The organism is Actinomycetospora callitridis (assembly GCF_028737265.1).
Classification (GTDB): Bacteria; Actinomycetota; Actinomycetes; order Mycobacteriales; family Pseudonocardiaceae; genus Actinomycetospora; species Actinomycetospora callitridis.
In genome coordinates, this window is the sequence record NZ_JAQZAK010000001.1 from 1019844 (window position 1) to 1039614 (window position 19771).

20 protein-coding genes are annotated in these 19771 nt (G+C 73.7%); 12 read left to right on the forward strand and 8 right to left on the reverse strand.

Annotated elements, in window-relative coordinates; genetic code table 11:
- Positions 1-7: 7 nt before the first annotated feature.
- The 5 genes from PH191_RS04920 (at position 8) to dapB (ending at position 5739) form a co-directional block, all read left to right on the forward strand.
- Positions 8-463: a helix-turn-helix domain-containing protein gene (locus PH191_RS04920; protein ID WP_274193475.1), complete on the forward strand. Its 456-nt coding sequence runs from the start codon at positions 8-10 to the stop codon at positions 461-463.
- Positions 464-683: 220 nt separating this feature from the next.
- Positions 684-953, forward strand: coding sequence for a 30S ribosomal protein S15 (gene rpsO, locus PH191_RS04925; RefSeq protein ID WP_274189140.1), 270 nt, complete (start codon positions 684-686; stop codon positions 951-953).
- 276 nt (positions 954-1229) lie between these two features.
- On the forward strand, positions 1230-3569 hold the full coding sequence (locus tag PH191_RS04930) for a polyribonucleotide nucleotidyltransferase (protein ID WP_274193476.1): 2340 nt from the start codon (positions 1230-1232) through the stop codon (positions 3567-3569).
- A complete protein-coding gene (locus tag PH191_RS04935) occupies positions 3566-4969 on the forward strand; it encodes a M16 family metallopeptidase (RefSeq protein WP_420791749.1) in 1404 nt (467 codons plus the stop codon). The genes PH191_RS04930 and PH191_RS04935 overlap by 4 nt, the downstream gene beginning before the upstream one ends.
- 38 nt (positions 4970-5007) lie before the next feature.
- Positions 5008-5739, forward strand: a complete 732-nt coding sequence (dapB, locus tag PH191_RS04940) for a 4-hydroxy-tetrahydrodipicolinate reductase (RefSeq protein WP_274193478.1) — start codon at positions 5008-5010, stop codon at positions 5737-5739.
- On the opposite strand, the gene PH191_RS04945 is transcribed toward dapB, so the two are convergent.
- Both PH191_RS04945 and PH191_RS04950 read right to left on the reverse strand, forming a co-directional pair.
- Positions 5736-6320 carry a hypothetical protein gene (locus tag PH191_RS04945; protein ID WP_274193479.1) on the reverse strand — a complete coding sequence of 195 codons (585 nt, stop codon included), beginning with the start codon at positions 6318-6320 and terminating at the stop codon, positions 5736-5738. The two genes, dapB and PH191_RS04945, sit on opposite strands and share 4 nt — an antisense overlap.
- 28 nt (positions 6321-6348) lie before the next feature.
- Entirely contained in the window at positions 6349-6942 is a 594-nt protein-coding gene (locus PH191_RS04950) for a GNAT family N-acetyltransferase (protein WP_274193480.1), read from the reverse strand.
- 135 nt (positions 6943-7077) lie between these two features.
- On the opposite strand from PH191_RS04950, the gene PH191_RS04955 reads away from it, so the two are divergent.
- Together PH191_RS04955 and PH191_RS04960 are read left to right on the forward strand one after the other, a co-directional pair.
- Entirely contained in the window at positions 7078-7569 is a 492-nt protein-coding gene (locus PH191_RS04955; RefSeq protein WP_274193481.1) for a beta-class carbonic anhydrase, read from the forward strand.
- Positions 7566-8339, forward strand: coding sequence for a hypothetical protein (locus tag PH191_RS04960; RefSeq protein WP_274193482.1), 774 nt, complete (start codon positions 7566-7568; stop codon positions 8337-8339). The genes PH191_RS04955 and PH191_RS04960 overlap by 4 nt, the downstream gene beginning before the upstream one ends.
- Here PH191_RS04960 and PH191_RS04965 read toward each other — a convergent pair.
- The 3 genes from PH191_RS04965 to PH191_RS04975 are packed head-to-tail and all read right to left on the reverse strand — an operon-like array spanning position 8315 to position 11248.
- Positions 8315-9616, reverse strand: a complete 1302-nt coding sequence (locus PH191_RS04965; protein WP_274193483.1) for a WS/DGAT domain-containing protein — start codon at positions 9614-9616, stop codon at positions 8315-8317. The two genes, PH191_RS04960 and PH191_RS04965, sit on opposite strands and share 25 nt — an antisense overlap.
- Positions 9613-10944 (reverse strand): acetyl-CoA hydrolase/transferase family protein, encoded by a 1332-nt coding sequence (locus PH191_RS04970; protein ID WP_274193484.1) that lies wholly within the window; start codon positions 10942-10944, stop codon positions 9613-9615. Before PH191_RS04970 ends, PH191_RS04965 begins: the two co-directional genes overlap by 4 nt.
- Before the next feature lie 37 nt (positions 10945-10981).
- The gene (locus PH191_RS04975; protein ID WP_274193485.1) at positions 10982-11248 is read right to left on the reverse strand and encodes a hypothetical protein; all 267 of its coding nucleotides are present in this window, start codon (positions 11246-11248) and stop codon (positions 10982-10984) included.
- Between the two features lie 99 nt (positions 11249-11347).
- Between PH191_RS04975 and PH191_RS04980 the strand changes: the two genes are divergently transcribed.
- Entirely contained in the window at positions 11348-12586 is a 1239-nt protein-coding gene (locus PH191_RS04980) for a winged helix-turn-helix domain-containing protein (protein WP_274193693.1), read from the forward strand.
- On the opposite strand, the gene PH191_RS04985 is transcribed toward PH191_RS04980, so the two are convergent.
- Entirely contained in the window at positions 12556-13500 is a 945-nt protein-coding gene (locus tag PH191_RS04985; RefSeq protein ID WP_274193694.1) for a LysR family transcriptional regulator, read from the reverse strand. The genes PH191_RS04980 and PH191_RS04985 overlap by 31 nt on opposite strands.
- A 76-nt stretch (positions 13501-13576) precedes the next feature.
- On the opposite strand from PH191_RS04985, the gene PH191_RS04990 reads away from it, so the two are divergent.
- Genes PH191_RS04990 through PH191_RS05000 form a run of 3 tightly spaced genes read left to right on the forward strand, consistent with a single transcriptional unit; the run spans position 13577 to position 17035 of the window.
- Positions 13577-14272, forward strand: a complete 696-nt coding sequence (locus PH191_RS04990; RefSeq protein WP_274193486.1) for a succinate dehydrogenase cytochrome b subunit — start codon at positions 13577-13579, stop codon at positions 14270-14272.
- 28 nt (positions 14273-14300) lie between these two features.
- Entirely contained in the window at positions 14301-16268 is a 1968-nt protein-coding gene (locus PH191_RS04995; protein WP_274193695.1) for a fumarate reductase/succinate dehydrogenase flavoprotein subunit, read from the forward strand.
- Positions 16269-16279: 11 nt separating this feature from the next.
- The gene (locus tag PH191_RS05000) at positions 16280-17035 is read left to right on the forward strand and encodes a succinate dehydrogenase/fumarate reductase iron-sulfur subunit (protein WP_274193487.1); all 756 of its coding nucleotides are present in this window, start codon (positions 16280-16282) and stop codon (positions 17033-17035) included.
- Positions 17036-17198: 163 nt separating this feature from the next.
- Here PH191_RS05000 and PH191_RS05005 read toward each other — a convergent pair whose 3' ends face one another.
- On the reverse strand, positions 17199-18116 hold the full coding sequence (locus tag PH191_RS05005; protein WP_274193488.1) for a DUF4097 family beta strand repeat-containing protein: 918 nt from the start codon (positions 18114-18116) through the stop codon (positions 17199-17201).
- A complete protein-coding gene (locus PH191_RS05010) occupies positions 18113-18913 on the reverse strand; it encodes a toxin-antitoxin system HicB family antitoxin (protein WP_337994040.1) in 801 nt (266 codons plus the stop codon). The genes PH191_RS05005 and PH191_RS05010 overlap by 4 nt, the downstream gene beginning before the upstream one ends.
- A gap of 96 nt (positions 18914-19009) precedes the next feature.
- On the opposite strand from PH191_RS05010, the gene thyX reads away from it, so the two are divergent.
- Positions 19010-19762 (forward strand): FAD-dependent thymidylate synthase, encoded by a 753-nt coding sequence (thyX, locus tag PH191_RS05015; protein ID WP_274193489.1) that lies wholly within the window; start codon positions 19010-19012, stop codon positions 19760-19762.
- Positions 19763-19771: the final 9 nt, after the last annotated feature.

Below are 19771 nucleotides of genomic sequence, written 5' to 3' on the forward strand. Positions count from 1 at the left end.
TGGCGGGTTGGGCGGGCAGGAAGGCAGGCAGGAGGGCAGGGCCGACGCCGTACGGCGCAACCGGGAGCTGCAGCGCCGCTTCTACGGTGAGCCGCTGGGCGACCGCCTGCGTCGTCTCCTGGGCGCCCTCGACGTCTCCCAGGCGGTGCTGGCCGTGGCGCTGGGGGTGAGCTCCCCGATGCTCTCCCAGCTCATGAGCGGCCGGCGGGTCAAGATCGGGTCGCCCGCGGTGCTGGGCCGGCTCCTCCTGCTCGAGCAGCGGATCGCCGCCGGCGACGCGGGCAGCGGCCCGGAGGCGGTGGCCCGCCTGCTCCGAGAGGTCCGGGAGGCGGAGCTCCGCAACGACTACGACCTCCTGCGCACCGTCGCCGGACCGGAGGAGCTCGCCGCGGCCGCGGCCGCGCTCGACCCCGGCTTCCCGTCGCTGGCCGGGTTGCTCCGCCGGGCCGCCGCCGGGGGATGAGCCGGGCCGGGACGACGGGTGCGGCAGGCCCGCAGCGGCCGGTGTCGGGCTCGTCGCTACACTGGTCCTTGATTCGCCTGGCTGCGGTCCGTGGTGGCCGGGCGGCGGGTGGACCGGGCGTGCCCGTCCCCCGCGAGCGTGCGACATCCCCCGACGAGCTCGTCGTGGCGGGTGCCGCCGATCGTCACGGCACCGATGGCACAGAAGGAGCACCACCCCCGTGGCACTGACCACCGAGCAGAAGAAGTCGACGCTCGCCGAGTACGGCGTGCACGAGACCGACACCGGGTCGCCCGAAGCGCAGGTCGCGCTGCTGACGCAGCGCATCGTGCGGCTCACCGAGCACCTCAAGATGCACAAGCACGACCACCACTCGCGTCGCGGGCTGCTGCTGCTGGTCGGCCGCCGCCGGCGCCTGCTCAAGTACGTCGCCTCCGTCGACGTCGCCCGCTACCGCTCGCTGATCGAGCGGCTGGGGCTGCGTCGCTGACGAGGCTGCCCTGAATCCCGCGCCCGCTCCGCGCCGACCGGCCACGATGCCGGTCGGCGCGGAGGCGTGCGCACCACACATCGGCCCGACCACCACCGCCCGCGAATCCGCGACGCCCGCGCGTCGGCCGGTCCTCGGTAGTGGCCCCCGGAATCGTCCCCAGTCATCGGTACTGGGGCGGAGCCCGGGGGCTTCGATCGATGACCGCTCGCTCGCCGACCGCGTCGCGGAGAGAGCCGGGGGCGGGACGTGGTGGGGCCACGAGGAGGAACCCTCATGACCCAGTCCGCAACCACGACTGCCACATCCACCGACGGTGTCCACGAGACCACCGCGGTGCTGGACAACGGTGCCTACGGCACCCGCACCGTCCGCTTCGAGACGGGCCGTCTGGCCCGTCAGGCGGCCGGCGCCGTCGTCGCCTATCTCGACGACGACACGATGCTGCTCTCCGCGACGACCGCCTCGAAGCGGCCGAAGGACAACTTCGACTTCTTCCCGCTGACGGTCGACGTCGAGGAGCGCATGTACGCCGCGGGCCGGATCCCCGGCTCGTTCTTCCGCCGCGAGGGCCGCCCGTCCACGGACGCGATCCTCACCTGCCGGCTCATCGACCGCCCCTTGCGCCCGACCTTCGTCGGCAACCTGCGCAACGAGGTCCAGGTCGTCATCACGGTCCAGAGCCTGGACCCGAAGGACCCCTACGACGTCCTGGCGATCAACGCCGCGTCGGCGTCCACCCAGATCTCGGGCCTGCCCTTCGACGGGCCGATCGGGGCGACGCGGGTCGCGCTGATCAACGGCCAGTGGGTCGCGTTCCCGACCTGGGAGCAGCTCAAGAGCGCCGTGTTCGACATGGTCATCGCCGGGTCGATCACGGCCGACGGCGGCGACGTCGCCATCGCGATGGTCGAGGCCGAGGCCACCGACCACGCCATCGGTCTCATCGGCGAGGGCGCCCCGGCGCCCACCGAGGAGATCGTCGCCCAGGGCATGGAGGCGGCCAAGCCGTTCATCCGCACCCTGTGCGAGGCGCAGAAGGAGCTCTACCGCGCCACCGGGACGACGACGAAGGACTACCCGACCTTCCCGGCGTACCAGGACGACGTCCTCTCCGCGGTCACGTCCGCGGTCGGCGACGAGCTGGACAAGACGATGTCGATCGCCGGCAAGCACGAGCGCGACGACGCCCAGGACGCCATCAAGGACCGCCTGGTCACCGAGCTCGGGCCCAAGTTCGAGGGCCGCGAGAAGGAGATCGGCGAGGCGTTCCGCTCGCTCAACAAGTCGACGGTCCGCAAGCGGATCCTCACCGACGGCTTCCGCATCGACGGCCGCGGCACCACGGACATCCGTCCGCTGGCCGCCGAGGTCGAGGTGATCCCGCGGGCGCACGGCTCGGCGCTGTTCGAGCGCGGCGAGACCCAGATCCTGGGCGTCACCACGCTGAACATGCTCCGGCTCGAGCAGAACATCGACTCGCTCGGCCCGGAGACCACCAAGCGGTACATGCACCACTACAACTTCCCGCCGTTCTCCACCGGCGAGACCGGCCGCGTGGGCTCGCCCAAGCGCCGCGAGATCGGCCACGGCGCGCTCGCCGAGCGGGCGCTCGTGCCGGTGCTGCCCACCCGCGAGGAGTTCCCCTACGCGATCCGGCAGGTCTCCGAGGCCCTGGGCTCCAACGGGTCCACCTCGATGGGCTCGGTCTGCGCCTCGACGATGTCGCTGCTCAACGCCGGTGTGCCGCTGAAGGCCCCGGTCGCGGGCATCGCCATGGGCCTCGTCTCGGGCGAGGTCGACGGCGAGCAGAAGTTCGTCGCGCTGACCGACATCCTCGGTGCCGAGGACGCGTTCGGTGACATGGACTTCAAGGTCGCCGGCACGAAGGACTTCGTGACCGCGCTCCAGCTCGACACCAAGCTCGACGGCATCCCGTCCGAGGTGCTGGGCAAGGCGCTGACGCAGGCCCGCGGCGCCCGCCTCGCGATCCTCGACGTCATGGCCGAGGCCATCGACGCGCCCGACGAGATGAGCGAGTTCGCCCCGCGCATCACGACGGTGAAGGTGCCCGTCGACAAGATCGGCGAGGTCATCGGCCCGAAGGGCAAGATGATCAACTCGATCACCGAGGAGACCGGCGCCGACATCTCCATCGAGGACGACGGCACGATCTACGTCGGTGCGGCGGACGGGCCCAGCGCCCAGGCCGCGATCGACCGGATCAACGCCATCGCCAACCCGCAGCTGCCGAAGATCGGCGAGCGCTTCCTCGGCACGGTGGTCAAGACCGCCGCGTTCGGCGCGTTCGTCTCGCTGCTGCCCGGCCGCGACGGCCTGGTGCACATCTCGAAGCTCGGCGGCGGCAAGCGCATCGGCAAGGTCGAGGACGTCGTCAACGTCGGCGACAAGCTGCGCGTCGAGATCACCGACATCGACAACCGCGGCAAGATCAGCCTGATCCCGGTCCAGGAGGAGGACGCGGCCGCCGCCACCAACGGCGACGGCGGGTCCGACGCCGCGGGCTCCGACGCCCCGGCCCCGGCCGAGTCGGCCCCGGCCGCCGCGACCTCCGGCGCCGTCACCGGCGCCATCGGGGGTTCGTCGCCGGAGTGACCGGAGACGTAGCGCAGCGGAGCTCGACCATCGGAACGGCTCTCGGTACCTCCCCGACGGGAACCGGTGCGACCGAACACCCGGCCCCCGGAGTAGCACGCACCGTGCTGCCCGGGGGCCTGCGGGTGGTCACCGAGCACGTGGCCGGGGCCCGTTCGGCCTCGGTCGGGCTCTGGGTCGACGTGGGCTCGCGCGACGAGCCCGCCGTCGGCACCGGCGCGCACGGCGCCGCGCACTTCCTCGAGCACCTGCTGTTCAAGGGGACGCGGCGCCGCTCGGCGCGGGCGATCGCGGAGGAGATCGACGCCGTCGGCGGCGACCTCAACGCGTTCACCGGCAAGGAGAGCACCTGCTTCTACGCGCACGTGCTCGACCGCGACATGCCGCTCGCGGTCGACGTGCTCGGCGACGTGGTGCTCGACGCCGTCATGGCCACGCCCGACGTCGAGCTCGAGCGGGACGTCGTGCTCTCCGAGATCGCCGGCCGCGACGAGGACCCCGAGGACCTGCTGGCCGACGACTTCGACGCGCTGCTCTTCGGCGCGCACCCGCTCGGCCTGCCGGTGATCGGCACCGAGGAGACGGTCACGGGCATGACCCGCGACCGCCTCGCGGACTTCCACGCGTGCCACTACGTCCCGGCGCGCTCCGTGCTCGCGGTGGCCGGCAACGTCGTGCACGCCGACGTGCTCGCCGCGGTCGAGGCGGCCTACGGGTCGCGCCTCGACGGCCCGGCGCAGCCGTGGCACCGGACCGCCGGCGAGACGCCCGCGACGTCGCCTGTGTACCCGCCGGATGGGCGGCTCGGGGTGCGCGACGAGGACACCGAGCAGGCCCACCTCATGCTCGGCGTGCCCTCGCTGCGCCGCGCGGATCCCCGCTGGCCTGCCCTGCAGGTGCTGTCCACCGTGCTCGGCGGCGGCATGAGCTCGCGACTGTTCCAGCAGGTCCGTGAGCAGCGGGGTCTCGCGTACTCCGTCTATTCGTCGACGACGGGCTACACCGACGCCGGCACGCTCGCGGTCTACGTGGGCTGCGCGCCCGAGCGCCTCGGCGCCGCGGCGTCGGTCGTCCGCGACGAGCTCGGCGACCTCGCGGCCCACGGCATCACCGACGCGGAGCTCGCGCGGGCGCGCGGGCAGCTGCGCGGCGAGCTGGTGCTCGGGCTCGAGGAGACCTCGTCGCGCATGACCCGCCTCGGGCGTCGCGAGCTCGACCACGGCGGACTCGACCGCGCCACCGACCTCGCCTCGACCCTCGAGCGGATCGACGGGGTCGGCGCCGCCGACGTCGCCGCGCTCGCGTCCGAGCTGCTCACGGGGCCCCGCGCGGCCGCGGTCGTCGGCCCCTACGGTGACGCCGACGAGCTGCCGGACGAGGTGCGGGAGATGGTGGAGTGACGATCCCGGAGACGGAGCGGAGCGGAAGCTCGACCATCGTGAAGGTCGGGGTGCTGGGCGCCGCGGGGCGCATGGGTTCCGAGGCCTGCGCCGCCGTCGACGGGGCCGACGACCTCGAGCTCGTCGCCCGCGTCGACGTGGGCGACCCGCGCGAGGCGCTGGAGGCCGCCGACGTCGTCGTCGACTTCACCCACCCCTCGGCCGTCGCCGACAACCTGCGCTGGTGCGTCGACGCCGGCCTGCACGTCGTGGTCGGCACGAGCGGCGTGGGCGAGGAGCTCCTCGACGACGTCCGCGGCCGCCTGCAGCCCGGCCAGGGCGTGCTCGTGGTCCCGAACTTCGGCATCGGCGCGGTGCTCATGATGCGCTTCGCCGCCCAGGCGGCCCGGTTCTACGAGTCCGTCGAGGTCGTCGAGCTGCACCACCCGCGCAAGGCCGACGCCCCCTCGGGCACCGCGACCCGGACCGCGCAGATGATCGCCGCCGCCCGGGCGGAGGCCGGCGTCGGACCGGGTCCGGACGCCACCACGCACGACCCCGACGGCGCCCGCGGCGCCACGGTGGACGGCATCCCCGTGCACGCGGTGCGGATGGCGGGGCTCGTCGCGCACCAGGAGGTCCTGCTGGGCTCGGAGGGCGAGACCCTCACGATCCGCCACGACTCCCTGCACCGCAGCTCGTTCATGCCGGGCGTCCTGCTCGCCGTCCGCGGCGTCGCCGACCACCCCGGCCTCACCGTCGGCCTCGACGCCCTCCTGGATCTCGACTAGCGCTGCTCGAGCCAGGGCCGCAGGTACTCCCGGTCCTCCGACGTGGGCTCGGGGATCAGCGCGACCATGCGCCGGACCCGCTCCGCGGCGTCCCGGGTGAGGCGGAAGTCCTCGTCGCGCGACATCCGGTGCTCCGGGCCGAAGGTCCGCGCCGTCGCCACGATCTGCGGGACCGCCGCGCGGACGGCGTCGGCGTCGTCGGCCGCGAGGGCCGGGTCGAGCCCGGCGCCCTCGAGCCAGGCGCGGACGTCGGAGAGCTGGTCGGCGAGCCAGCCCCACGGGTCGGCGGTGAGCTCGGCGGACCACACGCGGTCCGACGGCTCGTCGCCCTCGAAGAACGGGTGGAGGTGCGCGGCCGAGAACTCCCCGGGATACCGGTCGAGGCGGTCGAACAGGTCGGCGCGCCAGAAGGCCTCGTCGACCACCGTCGGCTGCGCCGCCGACTCGCTGCCCCGGTGCTCCTGCGGGGTGAGCAGGCGCAGCTCGATGCGGGCGCCGTGCTCCATGACCGCCTCGGGGGAGATCTCGAACCAGCGCCGCACCACCACGGCGATGCGGGTGAAGCCGTACACCACCAGCACGGGCGCTCCCCAGGTGAGAGATGAAGAGTCAGGGCAGCAGGGGCAGGTCCAGGTCGTCGAGGGACGGCTCGGGCCGGAACTCCAGGTCCAGGGTGCCGCCGACGCGGATCTCGCGCAGCGGGCGCCCGCCGGCGTCGAGGGTGCGCACCGTGCCGTCGGGGTCCCAGCCGGCGCGCTCGTAGAAGCGGCGCGAGGCGACGTCCCGTTCGGGCACCCAGGCGATGGCCCGTGTCGCCCCCGCGGCGCGCAGGGCGGCGGCGGTCTCGACGAGCAGGCGCCCGGCGTGCCCGCGACGGCCCCAGCGCGGTTCGACGAGCAGCGCGGCGACCAGGCCCACCGAGGACGCGTCCTCGGGCACGGCGCCGGCGGCGTCCGCGAGGTCCTCGGCCGACGCCGGCCCCGCCGCGCAGAAGCCGACCACCGCGTCGCCCTCGACGGCGATGCGCACCGCCCCGGCGGCGATCGGGTCCGCCCAGGCCCGGGCGACGGCGTCGGCGTCGAACCCGTCCACCGCCCCCGGCGGGAGCAGCTCGGCGTACGCCGAGGTCCACACCGTGCGCTGGACCTGCGCCACCGCGGTCGCGTCGGCGGCGGTGGCGGGGCGGACGGAGGCGAGCGCCATGCCTCGACCCTAGAGACCCGCTGTCGTCCCGATCACCACGCGGTGCACCGCCGGCGTGTGACCGCCAGGATGCGGGCGGGCATCCGGACACGACGGACGGGCAGTGTGGCCTCGCCGCGACACCCAGGAGGACGCATGAGCACCACCGACGAGCTGCTGGCCGCGAACACGTCCTTCGCGGCGGGGTTCTCGACGCCCGGTCTGCCCGGCCCGCCCTCGCGCGGCGTGGCCGTGGTGGCCTGCATGGATGCCCGGCTGGACGTCTACCGGGTGCTCGGACTCGGCGACGGCGAGGCCCACGTCATCCGCAACGCCGGTGGCGTGGTCACCGACGACGTCCTGCGCTCGCTCGCGGTGAGCCAGCGCAAGCTCTCCACCCGCGAGGTCGTGCTGATCCACCACACGAAGTGCGGGATGGCGACCTTCACCGACGACGACTTCGTCGCCGAGCTCGAGGCCGACACCGGGCAGAGGCCCACCTGGGTCCCCGGCACGTTCCCCGACACCGAGCAGGACCTCCGCGACTCCCTGGCCGCCGTGCGCGACTGCCCGTTCCTCGTCCACACCGACGCCGTGCGCGGGTTCCTCTACGACGTCGACACCGGGTCGCTCACCGAGGTGTCATGACGCTGGACGTGACGGCTCTCGATGTCACGGCTGAGCTCGACGTCCCGCACCGCCCGGACCTCGCTCCGGTCGGTCGCCAGCTCGACGCGCTCGCGCCGGTCGCCGCGCGCTTCCTCGTGCCCGACAACGCCACGGCGCGGGCGGCGGTGGCGGGGCTGGTGGTCGCGGCGGAGGTGCGACGCCGCGGCCACGAGACCGTCGCCGTGCTCAACGCCCGCGACCGCAACACCCTCGGCCTGCGCCGCGACCTGCTCGGGCTGCTCGCGCTCGGGGTGCAGGAGGTGCTGCTGCTCCGGGGCGACAAGCCCGACGACCCCGCCGAGGACGGCCCGCTGACGGTCGGCGCCATGCTCCGCGAGGCCCGGGCGCTGGCCGAGGAGCACGACGCCCCGCTGACGGTCGGCGTCGTCGCCGCCCCGGGCCGCGACCTGCCGGGTTGGAAGCGCGATGCCGACGTCGTGTGGCTCGCGCCGACGTTCTCGCTGCCGGCGGTGACGGCGTGGCGCGAGCGCCACGCGGACCTCACCGTGCCCGTCCGCGCCGGCGTGCTCGTGCCCACCGGCCCGGACATGGCCCGGGGGGTCGCCGAGGGGATGGACCTCGAGCTGCCCGACGGGCTCGTCGGCGCGCTCGAGGAGGACGACACGGCGGGCGTCGACGCCGCCTGCGAGCACGCGCTGGCCCTGCGCGACGCGGGCGTCGACGGCATCCACCTCGTCGCCGTCAGCCGCTACCGCGAGGTGGCTCAGCGGCTCTCCGGCCTGGTCTGACAGGCGGTCACCAGCAGGTCGGCCTCCGCGCGCAGGCCGTCGGCGAGCACGTCGACGTCCGGGACGAGGCCCGGGTCGACGCACACCCCGAAGGACAGCACGTCGACCATCGACGCCGCGGTGACCCGCAGCGCGTGGTGGACGCCGATCTCGGCCAGCGGCCAGGTCGCGTGGACGCGACGGCCCAGGACCGCCACGGGCGTGCGGGGCCCGGGCACGTCTGAGACGCTGACCGTGAACGCGCGGGCGGTGGCCCGCAGCCGGTCGACGACGCGGCGCAGCGGCGGGGAGACCTCGGCCAGGCGGTGCAGGAGGTCGTCGAGCAGCGCGGCGTCGGCGGCGTCCTTGCGGCACGTCGTCAGCTCGTGCACGGCGCGCAGGCGCTCGAGGGGGTCGGTGACGTGCACCGGTAGCGGCAGGTCGAAGGCCGAGTCGCGGTTGCCGGCGGACGGGTCCTCGCGGGGCAGGCTCACCGGGACGCGGACGCGCAGGTCGGTGACCGTGCCCGCGTGGTGGTCGAGCCAGCGCCGCAGCCCGCCCGCCAGCACGGCGAGGAAGGCGTCGTTGACCGTCGCCCCGGCCGATCTCGCCGCCGCGTGCAGGGCCGCCAGGTCGGTGTCGAGGAACGCGACGTCGCGTCGTGCCGAGATCGCCCCGTCGAACGGGGACCGCGCGGGCCCGACCGTGAACTCGCGCCGCAGGACGCCCATGAGGTGGGCGCGCCGGCGTGCGTGGTCGGCGCGCACGGTGGCGGGCGGGGACACCGCAGTCCCCGTGGCCGGGCGGCCCGCGTCGTCGACGGGACCCTCGTCGTAGAGCACCGTGTGCGACAGGCGCGTCATCGTCGCGCCGTCGGCGAGGGCGTGGTGGACGCGCCAGAGCAGGGCCGTGCCCCCGCCCGCCCGCGGCGCCACGTCGATCGCCCACAGCGGACGGGTCCGGTCGAGGTGCTGGGCGAAGCGGTCGGCCACCAGCGCGCGCAGGGCCTCGTCGTCGTAGGGCCCGTCGGGGGCGTCGACGACGTGGCGCTCGAGGTCGAGCTCGCCGTCGGGCACCCAGACGGGTGCGCCGGCGCGCTCGTCGAGGCGGTAGCGCAGCTCGGGGGCGGCGGGCAGGCGGGCCGCGATCCGCGCGCGCAACGCGGCGGCGTCCACCACCGGCCCGTCGACGATCGATCCGTGCAGGACGTGCCCGACGACGGTGGCGCACTCGAGGTCGAGGATGGCGCGGTCCTCGTCGCTCAACGGCACGCACTCCGGCTCGGCCGGGGCGCTCACAGGTACCCCAGCGTGCGGGCCTGCGCGGTCAGCTCGTCGCGGAAACCCGGGTGGGCGATCGCGATGAGGCGCTGCGTGCGCTCGGCGATCGTGGCGCCGCGCAGCTCGGCGACCCCGTACTCGGTGACGACGTGGTCGACGATGTTCTTGAACGTGGTGACCGCGGCGCCCGGATGCAGCTGCGGGACGATCCGCGACACCGTGTCGTCGTGGGTGGCCGAGTGCAGGCAGATGAACGCCGCGCCGTGCTCGGACATGATCGCGCCGCGCGCGAAGTCGGGCTGGCCGCCGGAGGACGAGAAGTACTGACTGCCCAGCGACTCCGAGGCGCACTGCCCGAGGAAGTCGACCTCGAGGGCCGCGTTCACCGCCCGGAACAGCGGTTCGCGGGCGATGTTCCACGGGTCATTGGTGTAGTCCACGGGGTGGAACTCGACCCCGGGGTTGTCGGCGACGAAGTCGTGGAGGGACGCGTCGCCCATCGCGGACGTGGTGATGATCTTCCCGCGGTGGGTGGCCTTCCGCGTGCCGGTGACGACGCCCCGGTCCACGAGGTCGACGAAGCCGGTGCCGAGCACCTCGCTGTGCACTCCCAGCTCGCGGTGGTCGCCGAGGGCGGCGAGCACCATGTCCGGGACGGCGCCGATGCCGGCCTGCAGGGTGGCGCCGTCCGGGATGCGGTCGGCGACGAGCCCGGCGATCGTGCGGTCGCGCGGGGTCGGCTCGGGAGGCGGGGCCAGGACGAGGGGCCGGTCGGCCTCGCACCAGCCGACGATGTCGCTGATGTGGAGCTGGTTGCCGCCGTAGGTGCGCGGCATCTGCGCGTTGACCTCGACGAAGAACGGCAGCTCACCGATGAACGCCGCGGTGTGGGTGGCGATGGTGCCCAGCGAGAAGTAGCCGTGCCGGTCCGGCGGCGACACGGACGCGACGACCAGGTCCGGGCGCACCGAGCGGCGCAGCAGGCGCGGCACGTCGCTGAAGTTGTTGGGCACCAGATCGCAGTGCCCGGCGTGGAACGCCTCGCGCGTCGCGGGGGACAGGAACCACGAGACGTGGCGCAGCCCCGGAATCCTGCCCTCGATCGAGGGCCGTGTCCGGGGCGCGAGCATCTCGTGCAGGCGGACGTCGGTCAGTCGGTCGCCGGCCGCCTCGAGGGCGTCGATCACCGTCCCCGGCTCGCCGTTGTACCCGTTGACGACGATCTGCGACCCCGGTCCGACGTGCTCGAGGACAGCCTCGGCGGGGCGCCGCGCCGCGGCGATCATCTCGGGCACGGTGGAGGGCACGGGGAGATCCTGCGCCACGGCGACCACCCTGACCAGCATGATCGCCGTCCGCACCCGGCCGGGTACGGGGCGTGCGCTACGCGGGTCTCGGCAGCGGCAGCGCCGGCGGCTCGTCGTCGACCAGCCGGACCTGCCGGGCCGGGTGCTCGACGAGCGCGAGCACCCGCGAGGACATGAAGCGGGCGGTGCGCACCGGCGTCCCGCCGCGGGTCACCTCGCTGACCTCCACCACGCCGCGGCCGTGCGCGATCTCCACGCGACGCCCGGCCCTCGTCGCCTCCACGTCCCACGTCCTCGTCGTGCCACCGGCGTCGACGACGATCTCCACACGGTCCCCGACCATGGGTCCTCCTCAGAACTCTTTTCCCTGGTCAACGCCCGTGTGGGCTGGTTGATTCCGGCGTTGTCGGGGGTCTGGGGCAGGATCGGGAACGTGGAGCAGATGTCGGCCGCGCAGGCGCGGCGCGCGGCCGTCGCCGCCCAGGGATTCGGCGGCGCCGCCCGCAAGGGACGGCCGAGCCGCGCCACGCTCGCGGCGACGGCGCGCCACCTCGGCCTGCTCCAGCTCGACTCGGTCAACGTCGCCGTGCGCGCCCACTACGCGCCGCTGTTCGCCCGGCTCGGCCCGTACGACCGCGACGCCCTCGACGCGCTGGCCTGGCCGCAGACGGCCGCGCAGCGACGGCGCCGCACGATGGTCGAGTACTGGGTCCACGAGGCGAGCCTGCTGCCGGTGGAGGACTGGCCGCTGTTCCGCTGGCGGATGCGCGACAACGAGAAGCGGCAGAGCCGCTGGCTCGGCAACGCGCTCGACCACCGGCCCGACATCCTCGACGCCGTCCACGAGGTGATCGAGGCCCACGGCCCGCTCGACGCGAGCGAGGTCGCGCAGGTGCTCGGCGACGCCGGCGACCGCGTGGCCCGCGCCCACGGCGGCTGGTGGCAGCGCTCGGACGTCAAGGTGGCCTGCGAGCACCTCTTCGCCACCGGGGTGCTCACCACGGGCACGCGCCGCGGCTTCCGCCGCGCCTACGAGCTCTCCGAGCGCGTGATCCCGCCCGCGGTCCACGCCCTGCGCCCGGAGCGCGACGAGTCGATGCGGGCCCTGATCCGCCGCGCCGCCACGACGCTGGGCGTCGCCACGGAGCCGGACCTGCGCGACCACCACCGCCTGCCGCCGGCCGAGAGCCAGGCCGCGGTCGCGGAGCTGGTCGACGCCGGCGAGCTGGTGCGGGTCGACGTCGAGGGCTGGCCGGCGCCGGCCTACCGACCGCCCGAGGCCCGGCTGCCGCGCCGCGTCACCGGACGGGCCCTGCTGGCGCCGTTCGACCCGCTCATCTGGTTCCGCGCCCGCACCCTGCGCCTCTTCGACTTCCACTACCGCATCGGCATCTACACCCCGGCCGAGCAGCGCACGCACGGGTACTACGTCTTCCCGTTCCTGCTCGACGGGCGCCTCGTCGCGCGGGTGGACCTCAAGGCCGACCGCGTCGGTGGCGTGCTGCACGTGCCGGGCGCGTTCGCCGAGGACGGGGTCGAGGTCGGTCGGGTCGCGGCCGAGCTCGCCGCGGAGCTCGCGACGATGGCCGGGTGGCTCGGGCTCGACGGCGTCGCCGTCGACGGGGGCGGCGACCTCGCGCCGGCGCTGGCTCAGGCGATCAGCGCGGGAGGGTGGACGTAGCGCACACCCGGGGGCAGGTGCCCGGTGCGCGAGGTGCGCGCGAGCACGGCCAGCAGGTCCTCGCGGAACGCCTGCGCGGCGCGGGTCGGCGCGACGTCCGTGCGGTGCGCCAGCGAGATCGTCCGATGGCTCCACGCCCCGCCGTCGAGGCGGGTCGCGCGCAGCGTCGGGTGCCCGGCCAGCACGAGGCTCGGCACGATCGCGACGCCGAGGCCGCGCTCCACCATGCGCAGCACGGCGTCCATCTCGCCGCCCTCCACCGCGATCCGGGGCGTCACGCCGGCGGCCGCGCACGCCGCGAGCGTCACCTCGCGCAGCTCGTAGCCGGGGCGGTTGACCACCAGCGGGTGCGCGGCCAGCTCGGCGACGCCGATGTGGTCGCCGAGGTCGGGCCACCCCGGCGCCGAGACGACGACGAGCTCCTCGCGCAGCACGGGGGTCAGCGCGAGGTCCGCGACGGTGACGCCGCGGTCGATCACCAGGGCGACGTCGAGCTGGCCGCGCTGCAGATCGGACACGAGGTCCTGCGAGCCGCCCTCGGAGATCTGCAGGGCGATGCCCGGGTAGCGGCCGTGGAAGACCTCGAGGACGTCGGCCACGACGCTGACGCACAGGCTCGGGGTGGCCCCGAGGCGCAGCCGTCCCCTGCGCAGCCCGGCGAGCTCGGCGATCTCCATCCGGGCCGTCTCGGAGTCCGCCACGATCCGCCGGGCGAGGGGCAGGAGGGCCTCGCCCGCCGCCGTGGGTGTGACGTTGTCGTGACCCCGCGTGACGAGGGTCTCGCCCAGGTCCTCCTCGAGGCTGCGGATCTGTTTGCTCAGCGTCGGCTGCGCGACGCGGCACAACGCCGCTGCCTGCGTGAACCGGCCGGTGTCCACCACAGCGAGGAAGTAGCTGAGCTGTTTGATGGTCATCGCCATAGCTAGAAGCTATGCCATGCCGCTGTTGCATGCATTAGCGCTTCGTGGGGCGGCGACTTACCGTTTTCACGTGGTCATCACTCCGCAGCGCAACATCGTGTCGAGGACGTGGGGTACCTCGGTCGGGAAGAAGTCGGTCATCGCCGTGACCGGCATCGTGTTCCTGCTCTACGTCATCGCCCACATGATCGGGAACCTCAAGGTCTTCTTCGGCATCGAGACGTTCGACGCCTACTCGCAGCACCTGCGCGAGATCGGCGAGGCGATCTTCGGCTACGAGGGTGTCCTCTGGGGCATCCGCGCGGTCCTGGTCGGCAGCGTCGTGCTGCACATGTGGGCCGCGTTCTCGCTCTGGTACCAGGCGAAGAAGGCCCGCCCGATCGGGTACCAGCACCGTCAGCGGTGGGAGGGCAGCTACGCCGCCCGCACGATGCGCTGGGGTGGGGTGATCATCGCGCTGTTCGTGATCTGGCACATCCTCGACCTGACCACGGGGACGGTGAACCCCCTCGGCGGTGACGAGAGCGCCTACCTGAAGCTCGTCGCGAGCTTCGACCGCTGGTACGTGGCGCTCTTCTACATCCTGGCCGTCGTCGCGCTCGGTCTCCACATCCGGCACGGCCTCTGGTCGGCCATCCAGACCTTCGGCGCCAACAGCGCGCTGAAGCAGAACGCGCTCAAGACCTTCGCTTTCGTCGTGGCGGCCGTGATCACGATCGGTTTCGCGATCGTGCCGCTGTCCGTGATGACCGGTCTGGTGAGGTGACACGGTGTCTGATCTCTTTAGGCCTGAACTGCAGCAGGAGCCCACGGCCACCCAGGGGGAGGGCCGCTACGTCGTCGGGGACCCGATCGCCGACACCCGCGCCCCGGACAGCCCGATCGGCGACCGGTGGGCCGACCGCAAGTTCTCCGCGCGCCTGGTCAACCCGGCCAACCGCCGCAAGATGAGCGTCATCGTCGTCGGCACCGGCCTTGCCGGCGGCGCCGCGGCGGCGACGCTGGGCGAGGCCGGCTACCACGTCAAGTCGTTCTGCTACCAGGACAGCCCGCGGCGCGCGCACTCGATCGCCGCGCAGGGCGGCATCAACGCCGCCAAGAACTACCGCTACGACGGCGACTCGGTGCACCGCCTGTTCTACGACACGGTCAAGGGCGGCGACTTCCGCTCCCGCGAGTCGAACGTGCACCGCCTCGCCGAGGTCAGCCTCAACATCATCGACCAGTGCGTCGCGCAGGGCGTGCCCTTCGCCCGGGAATACTCGGGCCTGCTCGACACGCGCTCGTTCGGCGGCACCCAGGTCTCGCGCACCTTCTACGCCCGCGGGCAGACGGGCCAGCAGCTGCTGCTCGGCGCGTACCAGGCCCTCGAGCGCCAGATCGGCGCCGGCACGGTCGAGATGCACCCGCGCACCGAGATGCTCGACCTGATCGTCGTCGACGGGAAGGCCCGCGGGATCGTCACCCGCAACCTCTTCAACGGGCAGATCGAGACGCACCTGGCCGACGCCGTGATCCTCTGCTCGGGCGGCTACGGCAACGTCTACTACCTGTCGACGAACGCCAAGGGCTCCAACGTCACGGCGGCGTGGCGGGCGCACAAGCGCGGCGCGCTGTTCGCCAACCCCTGCTACACGCAGATCCACCCGACCTGCATCCCGGTCAGCGGTGAGTACCAGTCGAAGCTGACGCTGATGTCGGAGTCGCTGCGCAACGACGGCCGCGTGTGGGTGCCCAAGGAGCGCGGCGACGACCGCAACCCGAACGACATCCCCGAGGACGAGCGGGACTACTACCTCGAGCGCCAGTACCCGGCGTTCGGCAACCTGGTGCCGCGCGACATCGCCTCGCGCGCCGCGAAGAACATGTGCGACGCCGAGCACGGCGTCGGACCCGGTGGCCTGGGCGTGTACCTGGACTTCAAGGACGCCATCGAGCGCCTCGGGCGCCCGGCCGTCGAGGCCAAGTACGGGAACCTGTTCGAGATGTACCAGCGCATCACCGGGGACGACCCGTACGAGGTCCCGATGCGCATCTACCCGGCGATCCACTACACGATGGGCGGGCTCTGGGTCGACTACGACCTGCGCTCGACGATCCCGGGCCTGTTCGTCGGCGGCGAGGCCAACTTCTCCGACCACGGCGCCAACCGCCTCGGCGCGTCCGCGCTGATGCAGGGCCTGTCCGACGGGTACTTCGTGCTCCCGACGACGGTGGCCGACTACCTCGCCGACGCCCCGTTCGACGCCGTTCCCGACGACCACCCGGCCGTCCAGGAGGCCGTCGAGTCGACCCGCGAGCGCATCGACAAGCTGCTCTCGGCCAACGGGCACCGCACCGTCGACTCGTTCCACCGCGAGCTCGGTCAGCTCGTGTGGGACCAGTGCGGGATGGCCCGCAGCAAGGAGGGCCTCGAGAAGGCCCTCGACCGGATCCCCTCGCTGCGCGAGGAGTTCTGGCGCGACGTCAAGATCGTCGGGACCGGCGACGGGTTCAACCAGTCGCTGGAGAAGGCCAACCGTGTCGCCGACTTCCTCGAGCTCGCCGAGCTCATGTGCCTCGACGCCCTCCACCGCGAGGAGTCCTGCGGCGGTCACTTCCGCGTCGAGTCCCAGACCGAGGACGGCGAGGCGCAGCGCGACGACGAGAACTTCTCGTACGTCGCGGCCTGGGAGTACACCGGCGAGAACCAGCGGCCCGTGCTGCACAAGGAGGACCTCGAGTTCTCCTACGTGCACCCGAGCCAGCGCAGCTACAAGTAGCGGAGTCTGACGTGAAGCTCACCCTGCGCATCTGGCGTCAGGCCTCACCCGAGGCCAAGGGCAAGATGCAGAAGTACACGCTCGACGACGTCGAGCCCGACATGTCGTTCCTCGAGATGCTCGACGTGCTCAACGAGAAGCTCGTCCTCGACGACAAGGACCCGGTCTCCTTCGACCACGACTGCCGCGAGGGCATCTGCGGCTCGTGCGGCATGGTCATCAACGGCAACGCGCACGGCCCGCAGAAGTTCACGACGACGTGCCAGCTGCACATGCGGCACTTCAACGACGGCGACACGATCGACATCGAGCCGTGGCGGGCGAAGGCGTTCCCCGTCGTCAAGGACCTCGTGGTCGACCGCAGCGCCTTCGACGAGATCATCAAGTCCGGCGGCTACATCTCGGTCAACACCGGGTCGGCCCCCGAGGCGCACGCGATCCCGGTGGACAAGGTCTCGGCGGACGACGCGTTCGACGCCGCGACCTGCATCGGCTGCGGCGCCTGCGTCGCGGCCTGCCCGAACGGCAGCTCGATGCTGTTCACGGCGGCCAAGGTGACCCACCTGGGCCTGCTCCCGCAGGGGCAGCCCGAGCGGGCGACCCGCGCGATCAACATGCTCGCCACCCAGGACGAGCTGGACTTCGGCGGCTGCACCAACGTCGGTGCCTGCCACGAGGTGTGCCCCAAGGGCATCCCGCTGGCCTCGATCGCCCAGCTCAACCACGACGTCCTCGGCGCGACCCTCACGGGAGCGCGCTCGGACTAGGCGCCGCCGGCCGGTGTCGAGCGAGGGACGCCTTGACTGCGCCTGACGCAGTCGGGGCGTCCCTCGCTCGTTCCAGGGGTCGCGCGGTGCGGAGAGCGAGGGCGTCCTTCGCTGCGCTGGGCGCAGTGGGGGCGGCCCTCGCTCGATCCGCCGGTCACCGCGCTCAGGCCGTGAGCGCCGGGCGGGGACGGGCGGTGGCGACGGTGATGTCGCCCGCGCCGGTCCTCGCCCGCACGCGCAGGGGTCCGCCGTCGGGCTGGTCGGGACGGTCGGCGCGCACCGGGAGCTCGCTGCGCACGCGGCCCACGGCGGCGTTCAGCACGACCTTCGCGTCGACGCCGGCGTGCACGCCCACCCACAGCGAGCCCACGCCGGTGCCGATCTCGACGTCGCCGGCGACCGCGTCGGCCACCTCGATGTCGCCGGCCGCGGCGCGCACCGCGACGTCGGCGTGCACGTCGCCCAGACGCACGCGCCCGGCGCCGGTGGTGATCTCGACCGGCGCGTGCACGTGGTCGACGCGGACCTCGCCGGCGCCGCCGGTGAGGCGCAGCGGGGCGTCCAGGCGCCCGATGCGCACCTCGCCGGCGCCGCAGCGCAGGTCGGTGCGCCCGGCCACCTCGTCGAGGCGGACCTCGCCCGTGCCGTGCACCGAGACCTCGCCCGCGCGGCCCTCCACGGCGACCCGGGCGGCGCCCGCCCGCACCCGGAGCTCCGAGTCCTGCGGCGCCCGCACGGTCACCGCGAGCGGGACGCCGCGCAGGCCGAGGTCGCGCGGGCCGCGGACGGTGACCCGGCGGGCCTCCGCGTCCCACTCCAGCGTCGCGGCCGCGACGGCCGCCTCCGCCCGTTCCTCCGGCGAGGACGGCCCGTCGCGGTCGACGCCCAGGAACCCGAGCACCGTGCCCAGCCCGCGCAGCCAGCCGGGCGGGGCGTCCGGGTCGGCCTCGAGCCGGACGCGCAGGGACGCACCGTCCTCGGCGGGCGGCGCCAGGCGCACCCGCACCCGGCCCGCATCGAGCGCGACGTCCAGGGTCACCGGCTCGGGGCCGGTGCCGGTGACCTCGCGCGCCGGGCTCATCCCTTCACCCACCCGTCGACGCCCCCGTCGTCGGGGCCGTCCTTCGCGGTGCCGGACGGACCGGACGTGTCGCCGGGCTCGTCCGCGGGGCTGTCCGCAGGCTTCTCCGGCGCCGGCTCGTCGTTCGGGCGCCCGTCGGTCCAGCCGCTGCCGCCGCCGCTGTCACGCGCGCCGCCCCAGCCGCCGTCCCGGCCGCCCCAGCCGCCGCCCCAGCCGCCGCCGCGCTGCTTGTCGTGCAGCGCGCCCTGGACGGCCTGGGCGATCCAGGAGTTCAGGCTCATGCCCTGCGACGCCGCGGCGCGCTCGGCCTGGCCCTTGATCTGGTCGACGAGGCGCAGGGTCATCCGCGAGATGTCGCCGACGTCGGGACCGCCCCGGCCGCCGAACCCCTGGCCGCCACCGAAGGCGGCGTTGAAGGCGTCGGCGCCCGAGAAGCCCGGCCCGGGCGGCGGGGGAGGGGTGGGGCGCTGCGGCCCGCCCGGCCCGCCACCGGGGGTGCCGGCGAACGGTGAGGACGTCGGGCCGGCGAAGAAGCCGTCGGCGCCGTCGCCGGAGGAGTCGCGGTCGACGACGACCTTGACCTCGCGCCCCGAGAGGCGCAGCGAGACGGTGCGGTCGCCGAGGGCCTCGGTGACCTCGCCCGCGAGGTCGGACAGGGCGTTCATGAGCGCCAGCCGGACGGCGGGCTCGAGGGCGGCGGCGAGCGAGCTGCCCGCCCGGGCGGTGGCCTCGTCGCCGACCGCGGAGGCCGCGGCGAGGTCGTCGCGCAGGGAGGCGACGTACGGTGTCAGGTCCATGACACCACTGTGACACCACGACGACGGGAGCGCCACCATCGTGGTGTCACGTCCGCCGCGGGCGAACGCGCCGGACCCGTGTCGTACCGTGCGGGGGTGGCCGACACCGTGTATCCCCAGGTGACGCTGATCGCGAAGACCGAGTTCCACGCGCCGCCCGGGGTCCCGTGGGAGACCGACGCGGACGGTGGGCAGGCGCTCGCGGAGTTCGCGGGCCGCGCCTGCTACCAGTCGTGGAGCAAGCCGAACCCCGCGACGGCGAGCAACGCGGGGTACCTGCGCCACATCCTCGAGGTCGGCCACCTCTCCGTGCTCGAGCACGGGTCGGTGAGCTTCTACCTGACCGGGATGTCGCGCAGCCTGACCCACGAGCTGATCCGGCACCGCCACTTCTCGTACTCGCAGCTCTCGCAGCGCTACGTGCCCGAGCGGGACGCCGCGATGGTGGAGCCCGACGTCATCGCCGCCGATCCCGAGCTCCACCAGCTCTTCGCCGAGGCCAGCGCCGCGGCGCTGGCCTCCTACGAGAAGCTCCTGGCGGGCCTCGAGGAGCGCTTCGCCGACGAGCCCAACCGCACGCTGCGGCGCAAGCAGGCCCGCCAGGCCGCCCGCGCCGTGCTCCCGAACGCCACCGAGACGCGGATCGTCGTCACCGGCAACTACCGCGCCTGGCGGCACTTCATCGCCATGCGGGCCAGCGAGCACGCCGACGTCGAGATCCGCGACCTCGCCATCATGTGCCTGAAGATCCTGCAGGCCGAGGTCCCCAACGTCTTCGCCGACTTCGAGATCACCCGGCTGCCCAGCGGGTCCGAGGTCGCCACCAGCCCCTTCGTCGCCGAGGGGTGAACCCCGGGT

What these genes read in the sequence shown, in the direction of transcription:
- PH191_RS04930 (WP_274193476.1), top strand. Translation starts at nt 1,230, where the DNA reads ATGACCCAGTCCGCAACCACGACTGCCACATCCACCGACGGTGTCCAC.
- PH191_RS04950 (WP_274193480.1), bottom strand. Translation starts at nt 6,942, where the DNA reads ATGGCGCTCGCCTCCGTCCGCCCCGCCACCGCCGCCGACGCGACCGCG.
- PH191_RS04955 (WP_274193481.1), top strand. Translation starts at nt 7,078, where the DNA reads ATGAGCACCACCGACGAGCTGCTGGCCGCGAACACGTCCTTCGCGGCG.
- PH191_RS04960 (WP_274193482.1), top strand. Translation starts at nt 7,566, where the DNA reads ATGACGCTGGACGTGACGGCTCTCGATGTCACGGCTGAGCTCGACGTC.
- PH191_RS04970 (WP_274193484.1), bottom strand. Translation starts at nt 10,944, where the DNA reads ATGCTGGTCAGGGTGGTCGCCGTGGCGCAGGATCTCCCCGTGCCCTCC.
- PH191_RS04975 (WP_274193485.1), bottom strand. Translation starts at nt 11,248, where the DNA reads ATGGTCGGGGACCGTGTGGAGATCGTCGTCGACGCCGGTGGCACGACG.
- PH191_RS04980 (WP_274193693.1), top strand. Translation starts at nt 11,348, where the DNA reads ATGTCGGCCGCGCAGGCGCGGCGCGCGGCCGTCGCCGCCCAGGGATTC.
- PH191_RS04985 (WP_274193694.1), bottom strand. Translation starts at nt 13,500, where the DNA reads ATGACCATCAAACAGCTCAGCTACTTCCTCGCTGTGGTGGACACCGGC.
- PH191_RS05005 (WP_274193488.1), bottom strand. Translation starts at nt 18,116, where the DNA reads ATGAGCCCGGCGCGCGAGGTCACCGGCACCGGCCCCGAGCCGGTGACC.
- PH191_RS05010 (WP_337994040.1), bottom strand. Translation starts at nt 18,913, where the DNA reads ATGGACCTGACACCGTACGTCGCCTCCCTGCGCGACGACCTCGCCGCG.